Annotated in this window: 9 protein-coding genes; all 9 read right to left on the reverse strand. The window is 65.8% G+C overall.

Annotated features, from left to right (window positions below):
- Positions 1-129 precede the first annotated feature (129 nt).
- The gene (locus AB0B25_RS00205) at positions 130-1,245 is read right to left on the reverse strand and encodes an LLM class F420-dependent oxidoreductase (protein ID WP_357172382.1); all 1,116 of its coding nucleotides are present in this window, start codon (positions 1,243-1,245) and stop codon (positions 130-132) included.
- A gap of 168 nt (positions 1,246-1,413) precedes the next feature.
- Complete coding sequence (locus AB0B25_RS00210) at positions 1,414-2,379, reverse strand: cutinase family protein (protein ID WP_357172383.1); 966 nt, start codon at positions 2,377-2,379, stop codon at positions 1,414-1,416.
- A 17-nt stretch (positions 2,380-2,396) separates the two neighbouring features.
- Positions 2,397-2,903, reverse strand: a complete 507-nt coding sequence (locus AB0B25_RS00215) for a DUF732 domain-containing protein (protein ID WP_357172386.1) — start codon at positions 2,901-2,903, stop codon at positions 2,397-2,399.
- A gap of 541 nt (positions 2,904-3,444) precedes the next feature.
- Positions 3,445-3,600 (reverse strand): hypothetical protein, encoded by a 156-nt coding sequence (locus tag AB0B25_RS00220; protein ID WP_357172389.1) that lies wholly within the window; start codon positions 3,598-3,600, stop codon positions 3,445-3,447.
- A 1,182-nt stretch (positions 3,601-4,782) separates the two neighbouring features.
- A complete protein-coding gene (locus tag AB0B25_RS00225) occupies positions 4,783-6,588 on the reverse strand; it encodes an alpha/beta hydrolase-fold protein (protein WP_357172392.1) in 1,806 nt (601 codons plus the stop codon).
- A 254-nt stretch (positions 6,589-6,842) separates the two neighbouring features.
- Entirely contained in the window at positions 6,843-7,883 is a 1,041-nt protein-coding gene (locus AB0B25_RS00230; protein WP_357172395.1) for an alpha/beta hydrolase family protein, read from the reverse strand.
- Positions 7,884-9,555: 1,672 nt separating this feature from the next.
- On the reverse strand, positions 9,556-10,617 hold the full coding sequence (locus tag AB0B25_RS00235) for an alpha/beta hydrolase family protein (RefSeq protein WP_357172397.1): 1,062 nt from the start codon (positions 10,615-10,617) through the stop codon (positions 9,556-9,558).
- A gap of 298 nt (positions 10,618-10,915) precedes the next feature.
- Positions 10,916-11,980, reverse strand: a complete 1,065-nt coding sequence (locus AB0B25_RS00240; protein WP_357069150.1) for an alpha/beta hydrolase family protein — start codon at positions 11,978-11,980, stop codon at positions 10,916-10,918.
- Between the two features lie 234 nt (positions 11,981-12,214).
- On the reverse strand, positions 12,215-14,188 hold the full coding sequence (gene zomB, locus AB0B25_RS00245) for a flagellar motor control protein ZomB (protein WP_357173223.1): 1,974 nt from the start codon (positions 14,186-14,188) through the stop codon (positions 12,215-12,217).
- Positions 14,189-14,200 lie beyond the last annotated feature (12 nt).

The following is a 14,200-nucleotide window of genomic DNA, read 5'->3' on the forward strand; positions in this document are numbered from 1 at the left end:
AGGCCCCGACTCGCTTTCGCCCGCGGGTGCTCCAAGTGCAGAGCCAGCCTGCAGATTTGTGCGGTCTGCGCGGTGACCGCTATCGGCTAGATGTACTCAAACCAGAGTTATGTTACAGAGAAGACTGGCTCACTCATCCCGCAGCAGGGGGATAACCGGAGCGAACGCGTCCATCTGGGTGGGAAAAACACCTACGTACGACATCGAGGTGAGTTGGCGCACACGTCGGATCTGCTCCGCGATCTCCTCGAAGGTACCGATCGCCACGTAAGGCGAGTTCAGGATGTCCTCGACGGACAGCTGAACATCCACCTCGAGGTTCGGGTGAAGTCCCCGCTCCAAGGCCGACAACGCCATCTCCGCGGTCTTCTCCCGATCGTCGGTGATCACGACGGCGGTGATGGCCCAGTTCAGCTCGATGTCGGCGAACCGGTCACCGGCGGCCTCCTTGATCAGGTTCACCTTTTCGATGGCCTTCTCGATAGTGATGCCGGAGAGTAGGCCCTTGCCGTTCTTGGTGGTGACCGGAACGACGGAGACGATGTCGGCGTGCTTGGCGGCCAACCGCAGCATCTTCGGGCCGCCACCGCCGGTACAGATCGGCGGGCGCGGACCCTGCCGCGGCCGTGGCGTGCCCTTGACGCCGCGCACCTGGTAGTGCTTGCCGTCGAAGGTGCACTCCTGGCCGCGCAGCAGCACGTCCAGGATGGTCAGTGCCTCGTCAAGCTTCTCGAGCCGAACACCGGGTGACTCATACGGAATGCCCGCGTTCTCGAACTCTTCCTTGATCCACCCCGCGCCGAGGCCGACCTCGAGTCTGCCCTTGGACAGCACGTCGATCGTGGCCAGGTCCTTGGCCAGCACTACCGGGTGGCGGAAACCATTCGCCAGCACCGACGTTCCCAGCCGGATCCGCTCGGTGGCCTGGGTCAGTGCGCCGAGCGCGGCGATCGGCCCGATCTGCTCACCGAGGTGATCGGGCACGACGAAGGTGTCGAAGCCGTACTCCTCGGCCTGTTGCGCCGTCTGGACGAACTTGCGGGCGCCGCCCTCCTGCTTGTTTCCCTCGCCCGCGGCCGCGAAGCGGAATGGACGCAGGGGAGTGCCCAACGCGGTCGACCCCGCCTCCGCGGTCGACCCCGCCTCCGCGGTCGACCCCGCCTCCGCGGTCGACCCCGCCTCCGCGGTCAACGCAGCATCCGCTTCACGGCTCGCCGTGGTGGCCGGTGCGGCGGCTTCTGTCATGAACTCATGCTCCTGGCTGTGAGGAATTTCGGGCGCGACGCCCACCAGAGGGTGCCCTGCGGCGTTGCCCGGCGTCGCGATCACCAGGGCACTTTACAGCGTGCCGACCCACTCGAGTTGCGCTTGTCACGCCATCGGTCTGCGGGGTACGTCACGTGCCGTGAATTCTCACGGGTGCGGCGGACGCGGCGCCGCGTCGATGAGACCGTCGGCCCAGGTGACCGTCCACTGTGTCGCCGTGGTGCCGTCGCTGTCGACCACGAAGCCGTTGTAGAGACTGTGCACCGGATTGCCCACGGCACTGGCCAAGGTGGTCAGGCTGCCGACGATGTTCCATGGGTTCAATGCCTCCCGCGGTGCGTCGCAGATCAGGTCGCCGGGCGCGCAGATCGTATAAGTGCGGTCGGCCAGGGAGCCGAAGCCCCCTTGACGCGGACCGGTCATCACGATGCCGGGCACGTTCAATCCCCGCAGCGCGACTTCGGCGCCGACCCCTGGCGGAGGCGTGCCGACCTGGATCGCCTGGCCGGGTCCGACCTCGCCGGTGCGCCGCCCGTCGGCGATCAGCGTCACTCCGAGTACCAGGTCGGCGGGTACCGGCCCGTTGTTCGCGCCGATCTGCGCGGCGACGTCACCCGCGATCACCGCGCCCTGGGAGAACCCGGCGATCACGTAGGAGGTCAGCGGACACTCCTTATTGCGGTCGGCCATCGCGTCGATCATCCGCGTGGTTCCCTCGGACCGGCTGTTGTTATAGGACTGCTGGCCGTCCGGCGGGATCGCGATCGGGTTGGAGAACTGCGCGACGTACGGAACGGTGTACACGTCCAGCCGTTCGGGCGAATACCGCCCCCCGACCGGACCGGACACGTTGAGCATCAGCGACACCGGGTTCGCGGTCGGGTTGTGCGGATCGTCGTTGCTGTTCGACTCCCAGGTGCCCGGCACCGAAATCATCTGCACATCAGGACAACTCGCGGGCTGCGAGGTCGGCCGCTCCGGCGGCTTCGGTCCGGGCACCGGCGGCCGCAACCGTCCCGCGAGCAGGTACCACAGCAGCAGAGCGACGACGATGATCAGCACAACGACGCCGATCAAGATCAAACATCCCGCCGGCTTCGGCCGGCGGGACATCGAACGACGGCGCGCACTCACTGGCAGTACGTCGCCTTTGCGGCGGAGATGTAGATCTGCCCGGCCCGCTCGACCGGCATCTTCGCCGGATCGAAGGACGGGTCGGAACCGGCCATGGCATTGACGAAGGTCATCAGATCCTGATCGGACGCGCCGGAGGCGGTGCCCTGGCAGACGTACGCGCCGATGCTCAGCGCGATGTCAGGGGTGGACGGGGTGATGCCCTGCTTCTGCAGTTCGTCGAGGAAACGCTTGTCTTTGTCGGTGAACTTCGACGTGTCCACCGGCGGCGCGGCCTCGGTCGGCACCGGCGAAGGCCGCTCGGGAGCGACCGTCTCCGTGGGCGGTTGTTCCGGCGCGGGCTGTCCCGGCGCGGCCTGTCCCGGCGCGGCGGCAGTGGTCGACGAGGCGGCCGGCTGCGTCGCCGTCGTGGTGGTGCGGTTCAGCGTTGGTGTACTCGAAACAGTCGAATCATTGTCGCCGCACGCGGCGAGCAGGCCGGTCGCGGCAATCGCCGCAGCCACGGCAAGTACCTTTCCACGGGTCCGATGCATGAATTCTTGTCCTCGATCTGTTCGCGAAGCGGGTCGGGTCGCCCACCAGGCTAGCTGTGTCTAATCGGCAGCGCCTACGGCGCTGCGGGTTCGCGGCCCCTGGGAGGCTCGCGGGCCGCGACCGGGAATGCTAGGTCTCGTTTCGCTCGGAAACGGGGGTTGAGCCCGTTCGGTCGGTTGGGGACCGTGGTTTCTCGGTCGGACTTTCCAGCGCTACAAACCGGCAAGGTCGGATCGCACTTCACTCGCACGCCCGGGCGTCGGTCTCAGCTGAGCGGCCTACAGGCTCGGTCGGCCTCGTTCGGCTACATCGAGGCGACCGGCCGGACGCCATCACCCGAGATGTAGACGGTGCAGGTTCCGGTGGCGAGAAATCGGAGCGTGGGCCGTCGTAGGAAACGATGGAAGTAACAACGAAGTCCGTCGCTTCTGCTCGATCTCCGAAGTTACGGAAGCTGGCTAACTTCTTGCCAGGATTGGCAGGTCAACAATGAAATGGCGACAGAGCGGCTTACTCGGCGAGAGGGGGTGCGCCTGGCATACCGGGGAGCCGTGGCGGCAAGGAGTTGATCGCCGCATATGCCGACGTGCCCACCAGCAGCGTGATCGTGGTGACGAACAGTGGGAACAGACCCCACCAGCCCAACGACACGGTTTCGCTGGTCATCCCCGACGATAGGTGGCCAGGCCGCAGTCGCGGCAAAATGGTCCGGGCTGCCTGAGGAATGACATCCAGAGAATGAGTCCGCGATGATTGTGGATATCGACGTTCACCGCGGGCGTCCCGCCGCAGTACGCACAATAAATCGGCTGCCTTATCGTCGGAACGCGCTGGGCGGCGGCTGCCACACTGGCCGAGGCCGCAGGTCCGGAAGTGGGGGTCGTCGCTGTTGGGCGCTGAACGGTCGGTTGTGCGCCTGCTACCGCGCCTAGGCCAGTACATTCGGCGGCAAAGTCTCGACGCCAGCGTCGAGCCGGATTCGGGCCCAACTGCCCGACGAATCGGCCCGCATCAGCTCGACCAGCAACTGCTGCGTGTTCACCGGGTCCGGCGCCGGACCCGCGCAAGGCCGTCACCACCGTCGAGTGCAGTGGCGCTCCGTCGAGTACGCCGGTCACCGCTCGGACTCCCGACCAGACCGGTCCCATCCCATGCCGGGCTACCCCCTGTCGTCGCGTGGCCGGAAAGGCCGGACCACCGTAGTGATCATTGAACTCCAAACGCCTTATGGAGAGTGAGGATTCGAGATCTGCCATTCCCGAGCCGCCATCGATGGCGATATCGGCGGATCTCGGTTCGTCGAAGCACCGCGGCTATTCGAAAGGGGCAAGTGCGGTGGTTGCTGGTCTGCTGACCGCGGGTGAGAAAAGGCCAGCGATTGACCGGCAAACTGAATCGATGGTCTATCTGCGCCACATGCGCCCCGGCGGGAAGACTTCTCCCCCGGATCCAGATATAACCAGGGGTAGCGCGGCGAGTTGGTGAAAGCGCCACTGCCGCTCGTCCTCCGCGCCGATGTGAACGTGCAGTGCGCGGCATCGCGGCCACCGAGACCATCGGAGTGAGCGTGGTGTGCGGGCTCCCCGACGAAGGCAAAACCACGGTTACGCGGTTCCGGTCAGGCGGTCGACTCAGTGCTGTTGGACGACGACGCTGTAGGACGACGACGCTGTAGGACGACGACGCTGTTGGACGACGACGCCATCGCTTCGCGATCAGACGAGGAGGCGATGGCGGAATCGACGGGCAATCCGGATGATCGCGACAGCGCCCGTGGTCCACCGAGCGGTGACCGCTCCCCGATCTCGTGCTCGACGCGTCGTTTGCGGATCACACCTGAGTCTGGTTTCAGATGCTGTGCACTTCCGGTTTGCCGTCGCGCACGGTGATGAACCCGGCTTGGAAGTTCTGCTGGACGCCATCGGGGATGGGGAACTGGTCGCTGATCGGGTAGCCGAGTTTGCCGTTCTCGTAACCTGCTTCGCGCCAAGCATCCATGACCGGGCCGTTCTGCACCGCCCAGACTCCCGACACCGGACTCCAGTAGAGGTTGCCGCCTTCGAATCCGATGAACCGGCCGAGATCCTTCAGCGGCTGCTCCTCGACGAGCGGGAAACCCAGCCAGCTGTTCTCGTAGCCCATTTGGGCATACTTGCCCAGGATCAGACCGTGGACGTGATGCACGCCGGTTTTCTCGCTGTAATAGAATGGCCCGTTCTCGAACGCTTGCACCGCGCCGTCCTTGGTCGGCGTCTTGACCTCCGGTGCGATCGGGTAGCCCGCCGGGCCACGCTCATAGCCTTGCCTGCCCCACTCCTGCAGAATCGCGCCGCGCACCACCTGCGCGCCGGTCTGCGGGGTCCAGTACAGCGCACCGTTCTGGAAGTCCTGCAGCGTGCCGCGACCGTCCGGCAGCGGACGCTCGCCGCCCACCGGCAGGCCGAGTGGTCCGGCCGACCCCATCGCGGCCTGATAGCCGGCGCCGATCGCGCCGCCCACCGTGTGCGCGCCGCTGCTCGGCGAGAAGAACACCCGTCCACCCTTGAAGTCCTGGGCCACGCCGCCGGACACCTGGTACTCGCCGGTGACACACTCCCCGAGCCAACCGTTCGCGGCGACCACAGCGCCGATCGCGCCGCCCGCCTCGCAGGCGAGCTTGCCTGGGTCGACTCCGAGCGCGCCCGCTGCCTGAGGCCAGGATTGGCGCATCTCGAAATCCCAGTACGGCCAGGAATGCGTGCCGGACTGGCGGTAGTTCACCTGGGCGGGGACGCCCAGGTCGCGCAATTTGGTCACGAAGTTCTGCGAGGTGAGCCGGGACAGGATTTCCAGGCCCATGCCCGCGTAGTTGGTGCTCACACCCGGAATGCCGGAAGCCTGGTCGTAGAGACCGGGCGCGCCGCTGCCACTGGACAAGTAGAGACTGATCCCGTTCAGCTTGTCGGCCAGTTCGTACGGGTCGTGCTCCGCCCACTCGCGACTGGTCGGCGGCCCCCACATCGCGGCCGAGTCGAATCCACCCGCATCGCGCATCGCGAATTGGATGGCCTGCGGCATACCCAAGGTCAAAGTGGTCAGGAAGCCGGAATAGGAGGCGGCGTACTTCACGAAGCCGGGATTGCGGGCAGCTAGGGACATGGCGGCCGTGCCGCCCATCGACAAGCCCTCCATACCGCGTACATCCGTTGCCCGCCACTGGCTCTCCAGCAGCGGCGGCAGCTCCTTGGTCAGGAAGGTTTCCCACTTGTAGTTGTGGCCGTTGTTCGGTTCCAGCCAGTCGGAGTAGAAACTGGACTGGCCGCCGACCGGGAGTACCACGGTGACGTTCTTGTCGGCGAAGAAATCGACCGCGCCCGCGTCCTTCGTCCATCCGCTCTCGTCGTTGGCGGCGCGCAGGCCGTCGAGCATGTACAGCACCGGAAACCTGGCGTCCGGGCGAGTGTTCCAATCCCTGGGCAGCAGCAGCTGTACCTGGATGGGCACGCCCATGGACGGCGAGGCAACCCACAACGCGACCCGGCGGTCGGTGAGCCACACGACGTTCTGCACGATCGGCGGAGCGAGAGCGGCGGCGGCGGAGGGCTGCGCTACGGAGGGGGCTTCCGCGGGCAAACCCGCGGCGAGCGGCAGAACCATTGCGATGGACAGCAGCATGAGCCGTCTGCGGACCGGACGAGCGCCGCGACGTTGGCGTCTCCCCCAGGTACCGCACGCAATCCCTGCCACAAGAGCTTTGTACTCCGGCGGCAGCGCTGTTTCGGGGAGACACGCGCTGCGCTGTCTTGAATGCCGGTTGCGGAGCCGCGTATATCTGGCAAACGCTCACGGGCAGGGAATCGACCGACCCTTGGATACGACTCAGGCCGCACCGGAATCGGCGCGGCCTGAGTGCGAAGCAGCGAACTAGATCACCAGGCGCCGGTGGCGTCCAGGATCATGTTGCGGGAGGCGAACAGCTCGCCCTCCCAGTACTTCCAGGAGTGGGTGCCCGCGGCCGGGAAGTCGAACCGCGCCGGGATACCCAGCGAGTTCAGGCGGACCTGGAACGCACGGGTGTTGACCAGCGAGAGGGCTTCCAGCGCCATCGCGTTGCCGGTGTTGAACAGGCCGACCGCCGAGTTCGGCTGGTCGAACTGGCCCGGCAGGCCACTGGCCGCCGAGATGTACATCGGCAGGCCGCGCAGCTGCGGCGCGAACACGAACGGGTCCATCCGCAGCCACGCGGGGCTCCACGGTGCGGCCATCGAATCGACATTGAAACGACCGGCGTCCAGCATCGCGATACGGATCGCCTCACGCATGCCCGGCGCGGAGATGTTCAGGTAGCCCGAGTAGGAGCCGGCGAACTTGAACTGGTCGCGGTGGTAGGCCGCGAGGGCCAACGCCGCACTACCGCCCATGGACAGGCCGATGACCGCGTTGTTGTTGCGCGAGACGCCGTAGCCCTCCAGGAAGGCCGGGAGTTCCTTGGACAGGAAGGTCTCCCACTTGTAGGTGGTCTTCTGGCCGTTCAGGTTCGACGGCGCGTACCAGTCGGTGTAGAAGCTGGCCTGGCCGCCGACCGGCATCACCAGGGTGATGTTGTCGTTGGCGAACTGCTGCATCGCGTTGGTCTCGAACGACCACGCGTTGCGGTCGTCGCGGGCGCGCAGACCGTCCAGCAGGTACAGCGCGGCGTTGCCGCCACGCGATGCCCACTGCACCTGGACCTTGATCGGGCCCATGCTGGAGGGGACCATCAGGTCCTCATAGCCGCCCGCGGGCGACCGAAGCACCGGCGTGTGTACCGACGGCGCCGCGGTGGCAACAGTCGGGGTCGCCAGTCCGGCGGCGATCGGTAGCGCCAATACTGCGGCACCGACAGCCAGAATTCGATTACGCCAACCACGAGGTGCGCTTCGCCGTACCGACTTGCTCATCGTCGGCGCGGCCGCCCTGCCGAAACGCATGAATCCTGCTCTCTTTCTGCTGTTGTGGTACCGCTCGCAACCCCGTCGGGGTGGAACAGCACCCGTGCTGCCAACGAGACACACGTCACAGGAAACCGGCTCCCGACATTCCGGTACCAGCGACGTCGCTACAACGATCTGGTCACACTTACGCTCGCTGGACGATATTCGACACCCCCCGCCTAAGCAAGCGCCTAAGCAAGATCGGGGCTTTCGAGTGGCCGAAATCCGCCCGTTCGCAATATGTGATGCTGCGGTGACCCTATCGCGTTCTCGCGATGATGTCGTGTTGGAACACAAGATATTCCATTCCTCGCGGGAACTGTGCCGCACCCCTCGAATCGCCAACCCGCGCATCCCGCCGGGCCGGCATCCGTATCCACCCAGCAAGGGGTGTCCGAAGATCGAGTTGCTCGGTCCGACACGATCCCGCCGGATCGGAAATACCCGGATGCTCATGGACACGGGTGCCGCCGACGCTATCCGGCCGGTCTGGTTGCCGATCAGCGAACACGGTCCGTCGAGCACATCACCGACGGAAAATCGGCAGCCAGGATCCGGTGCGCCACCGGGATGGAACGAAGGAGAACGGGTCGTCGCCCAGCTGGCACAGGTCTGCGCGCCGCCCATCTGACGGTGGTGTCGAATCCGAAGGCATCGAGCAAGGGCGGGCGCGTATTGCCTCGCGCATACCGGTCGCCGGAATACGCGCAGCGCCGGAATACGAACCCACATAGCGGAATCGGGCGGGGTTGACCGTCGCAATCAGCGCGGCGCCGCCGCCTATGCGCCGACCGGCCCCTCCGTTGCCATTCGGATAGCGCTCTTGCCGAGCGCGTGGGCCCCGGCTCGGGCGGTGGGTCGGAAAAGTCTCCGGGGCACGCGGCTCGGCTTTGTCGTCGGCATAACCTGTCACGATCCGGTCCGAATTGCTGTCGAATCGACCAGCTACCGGTAGCGCCACGGCGGCATTCCACTGCCGCTGCCCGAGGAGGATCACGGCGGTGCCGGCCTCGTCGCTCGAGTCGTCGAGTTCGGCAGAAGCGCATCGCCTACGACAGTGGTTGCCGTCAGGACCGCGGCGCACGTTCTGATCCGCTATGGCAACCGTTCCGCACACCCCGCCTGCTCGCATCCCTCGACCTTTCGACCGCGTGATCGCAACTGTCGCGCACAAGGATCGGTACTCGGCGCCGACGGCTTCGGTCGAACCGAAGTTCTCAGCGTTATCGCTCTTTATAGGCAGTTCATCGCGTTCAGCAATCATGAAAACGCCCCGCGACGCCCGATCGTGACGAAGCCGGAGGTATTTCGAGAAGGCGGCACGCCGGGCGGGTTCATGGCCCGCACGAGTCGACTCGACAACGCGACGTCGGACGCCGATCCGGGCATCGCAGAGTTCACGGCGCAAACCACCATCCCGGCACCATCACCGACCAGGACAGGAGTCCCCCGCCGACCGCCGCGTACGGCACCGTGTCGCTGCTCGCGGCCGCCGACGCACCACACAAACAGGCTCCATCGCCCCGGACCCCGGCCACCGGCCTGGGGTCGGCTTTCAGCGGTGACCACCGGAACCCCGACCAACAACTGGACCGTCCCGGGACAAATGTGCGCCGACAAGCCGCCCGGCCCGATGTGGTACGGGGCATGCTTGTCGGCGCGAAGTTCGTCAGCCGATATTCGCCGACAGATCCGGAATCATGTGGAGGGCTTCTTCGGACCAGTTGTTCCAAGCATGGACACCGGTGGACGGGAAGGAGTAGACGACATTGCTGCCACCCAGCGCCGACATGCGGGCCTGGAACGCGCGGGTGTTCGCCAGCGCCAGCGACTCCAACTCCATGCCGTTGAGGGTATTGAACCCCGGCGGGTCGTTGGCCGTGGGCAGACCGCTGGCCGCGGCGATCCACAGGCGGGTGCCGTTGCGGACCAGGTTGGGCGCGAAGACGAACGGGTCCATCCGCAGCCACTGCGGGCTCCACGGTGGCGCCATCGAGTCGACGTTGTAGCCGCCCGCGTCCAGCATGGCCACGCGGATGGCCTCACGCATTCCCGGCGCGGAATTATTGAGATACCCGGAGAAGGAACCGGCGAAGCTGAACTGATCCGGGTGATAGGCGGCCATCATCAGCGCGGCGCTGCCACCCATGGACAAGCCGAACACGCCATTTCGGTTCGGGTTGAACCCGAGCCGGTCGCGTAGCGCCCACCTCAGGTTCTCGGTCAGGAACGTTTCCCACTGGTATCGATAGCTCTTGCCCGGTCCGCCGGCGAAACCGTTCAGTCCACCGGAGCCGGTGCTCGAGCCATTACCCGCCGGGACGCCGAAGAATTCGCTCGGCGCGTTCCAGTCGGCGTAGAAACTGGACATCCCGCCGACCGGCATCACCACATTGATGTTCTGGCTGGCCAGCGCCTCGGGGATGCTGGTCTCGATTTCCCAGCCGTTCAAGTTCTCGGGGGCCCGCAGCCCATCCAACGCATAGACGACACGGTTGGTATTACCGTCCGCTGCACGCAATATCCGCGACTTGATCGGCCCCATTCCGGAATCGACCCAGAAGTCGAAGGCCGCCGGATTGAACGCCGCCGTCGCGGTGGCGCCGATACCGACGAGCGTGCTGCTCAGCGGCAGCAATATCGCTACTGCGATACCGAGAACCGATTGCCGCAGCCACGAACCTGGTGTTCCTGACCTACCGGGCCTGCGTTTCCAGCGCGCATTTCGCATCACACTCGACCTTTCGCTCGGACGGCCGGGTCGGCAAACATCTAGCGATCTTTACCGAGCCCCTCATCGGGCACGGAGGTGCGATACCAGCCAAGAAACAGGCGTATTGACCTCTGTGCATGTTCTCCGTGCATCAATCGGGAGCAAATGCCTCCATGTTGCTGGAAAGTGATCCATGCCACAACTACCGAAGCGGGTTTCGCTTGAGATTCGTTGTCGACGAAGTCGTGGACGACTGCGGAAACGCAAAGACCGCCCGGCGCATCCGCGGCGGGCGGTCTTTGCGGAGCTCGGACGGCTATCCGATGTTGGCCGAGAGGTCCGGAATCATCCGATAGACCTCATCGGCCCAGTAGTTCCAGTTGTGCACACCGACAGCCGGGAAGTCGTAGGTCACGTTGCCCGCACCCAGCGACAACATCCGGACTTGGAACGCCCGCGTGTTCGCCAACGCCAGCGCCTCCAGGCCCATCGCGCTGAGCGTATTGAAGCTCACGCCGTCCGTCGCGCGCGGCAGACCGCTACCGGCGGAGACCCACAATCGGGTGTTGTTGGCCTTCAGCCGCGGCGCGAAGACGAACGGGTCCATTCGCAGCCACTGCGGACCCCACGGCGGCGCCATGGCGTCGATGTTGTAGCCGCCGGCGTCCAACATGGCCACGCGCAGCGCCTCGCGCATACCCGGCGCCGAAATGTTCAGGTAGCCGGAGTACGAACCGGCGTATCGAAACTGGTCGGGATGGTAAGCAGCCAACGTCAGCGCGGCGCTGCCGCCCATGGACAGGCCGAACACGCCGTTTCCGTTCGGATTGAACCCGAGCCGATCGCGCAGTGCCTTACGCAGGTTGTCGGTGAGGAAGGTTTCCCACTTATAGGTGCTGCTCTTGCCCGGCCCGCCGGCAGAACCGGTCAGCAGGCCGGAGCCGGAGTTCGCCGACCCGGTCGACGAGGAGCCCGCGCTGCCCAGACCGAAGAAGTCGCTCGGACCGTTCCAGTCGGCATAGAAGCTGGAGGGACCGCCGACCGGCATGACGACGTTGATGTTCCACTTGGTCAGCTCACGCACGACCTCGGTGTCGATCTCCCACCCGCTCAGGTCGGTGCGTGCGCGCATACCGTCCAGCGCGTACACCACGCGTCCGGTGTTGCCGTCGGCCGCACGGAAGACGCGGGACTTGATCGGCCCCATCGAGGAATCGACCCAGAAGTCGAAACCATCCGGATTGAACGCTGCGGAGGCGGTAGCGGCAGGGCCTGCCACCGACACCCCGAGCGGTAGCAGAACAGCCAGCGACACCAGCATCGAACGCTTGAACCAGGATCCTGCTCTTCGAGTATTCAGACGCCCGATAACGCCTCGCATCAGATTCGACCTTTCGTTCACGGCGACAGCGGAAGCCGTCCACACGATATCCCGCCGATCCCCACAATCCGTGGACGCCCGGCCGGGCGTACGGTCGCAGCCTAGCGCGACATCGATGCGAGTACGTTATCAAAACGAGACAAAGCGGTGCACGCCACTTTATGCAATCCCGCCAAGTGAGACAACTGGGCCCACCGTGCACGGTGGGCCCAGTGTGACCGATGAGAACAAGACTCAGCGTGGCGCGACCGGCTGCGGGAACGGGTCGGCCAGCCCACAGCGCTGGATCTCGTACTTCGGCACCCGATCCATTCGGTATTCGGCGAACCGCAGCGCGTTGCGCAGGTTGTGCCGGAAGCGATTGAAGGTGAGCGGATCACGGTAGGAGATCATCAGCGCCTGGGTGTCCGGGCAGGACATCGCGACGCGTGCCTGCGCGACCCACTTCTCGTCCAGGTACCACGGCATCCACGGCTTCTTGTCCACCATGCCGGTATCCACGATGACCCAGTCCGGGTACAGGCTCTTGTCGTGGCCGATCCGGCCGTCGACGAGTCGGTCGGTGTGCGCGGCCAGCGGATAGGCCAGTCCCATCTGGTCGATCACGTGGACATTCAGCGGAACGTTCATGCTGGTCATCCCGAGGTTCAGGAAGTAGACCGTGTGGCCCGCGCCGCCCGCGGGGATGGGCTGCGGTGGTGGAGCGACGTACCAGAACATGAACGACGGAGAATTGAGCAGCAGCCCCCCGTTGGGGCTGGCCGCGATGTCGTCGACCATCGGGCGGATACGCGGGTAGTCCAGATAGTCCTCGGCCAGGATCGGGTGGTCATGACCGGTATTGAGCACGTAGTAGACGCGCTCGTCGACGATGCCGGTCGAGGTGATCTTGGTGCCGGTCTTGATCGCTGTGGTGTTGGCCGCGAACAGCGCCCAGCCCGCGATGCCGACCAGCGCGAACAGCAACACGGCGAAGGACCAGTCGCCGGCCGACACCGCACGCAGGCCACCTTCGGGCAGCCGGATCGGGATCACCGCGACCGGCAGCAGCAACAGGAACAGCTGCGGCAGGAGCATGCGGCCGTGCATGAAATCGCCGCCGACCCGCAGCGCGTACACGGTCAACAGGAATCCGCTGACGAGCATGAGGGTAACCACCGCGCCCGGTGAGCGCAGCCATACCCGTATCCGGTACACCGACCCGCCGGGCGTCTCGTCCTGCGGGGCGCGGTGACCCGCTTGCGCCGCATTCCGACCGGCGTGGGCACGGGCAGCGACCACACCGGCGATGAGCAGTACCAGCAGCGGCGCCCACAGAAAGTACGGCCCGACCAGATTCCACAGGTAAGTGAAGCCCTGGCCCCATTTCGCGCCGCCCGCGTCCTTGGCGACGGCGGTGTTCGGGTATGGCAGGCCGTAGTAGCCCATCCGCCAGATCTGGTAACCCAGCGGAACCAGACCGGCCACCGCGACGATGATCGCGCGCAGCACGATCGGGCCGCGCAGCACGATCGGGCCGCGCAGCACGATCGGGCGCAGCCTGCTCTCCGGCATGGGCGCCAGGAAGATCATCAGCAGTGCGAGCGCGCCGACAAGCGTCATCTCCGGACGGATCAGCGGTGCGAGCCCGGCGAGGAAGACCAGTCCGAGCAGACCGGGCAGCCGAACCGACTTGGCCTGACTCCACCGCATCAGCTGCCACCAAAGCAAGCCGATCCAGCAGATCACCAGACCGCTCTCCAGACCGGAGGTGACATAGTCCCTGGCCGGGGGCAGCGCGATGTAGACGAGCACCCCCGCGGGCAGCAGCACGCCGGATCCGGTCCCACCCCACAGGCGGGACGAGCCGAGCATGGCGAACACCACCGCGGCCAGCGACACCGTCAGCGCGACGCCGAGCACCACGTACTCGAGTCGGGCCTGGGTCAGCCAACTGAAGAACCACACGAGGTAGGTCCATGCGGTACTGGTGTTGGTTTCGACGCGCTCGCCCTCGTTGAAGACCGGACCGTTGCCCGCGAGCAGATTGCGCACGGTGCGCAACACGATCAGGCCGTCGTCGGCGATCCAGCGGCGCTGCCAGCCGCCTACCGCGAAGAGCGCAACGGTGAGCGCGATCCCACCGACGAACGTGGCTTTGGCTAGGCGCGCGACCCGCGACGCGGAGCGTGCGGCCTGATCGGACCGCAGCTCCCCCGCATATTCCATTCGCTCCGCTAC

The sequence above is a fragment of the Nocardia sp. NPDC049190 genome (assembly GCF_040648115.1).
Taxonomy (GTDB): Bacteria; Actinomycetota; Actinomycetes; order Mycobacteriales; family Mycobacteriaceae; genus Nocardia.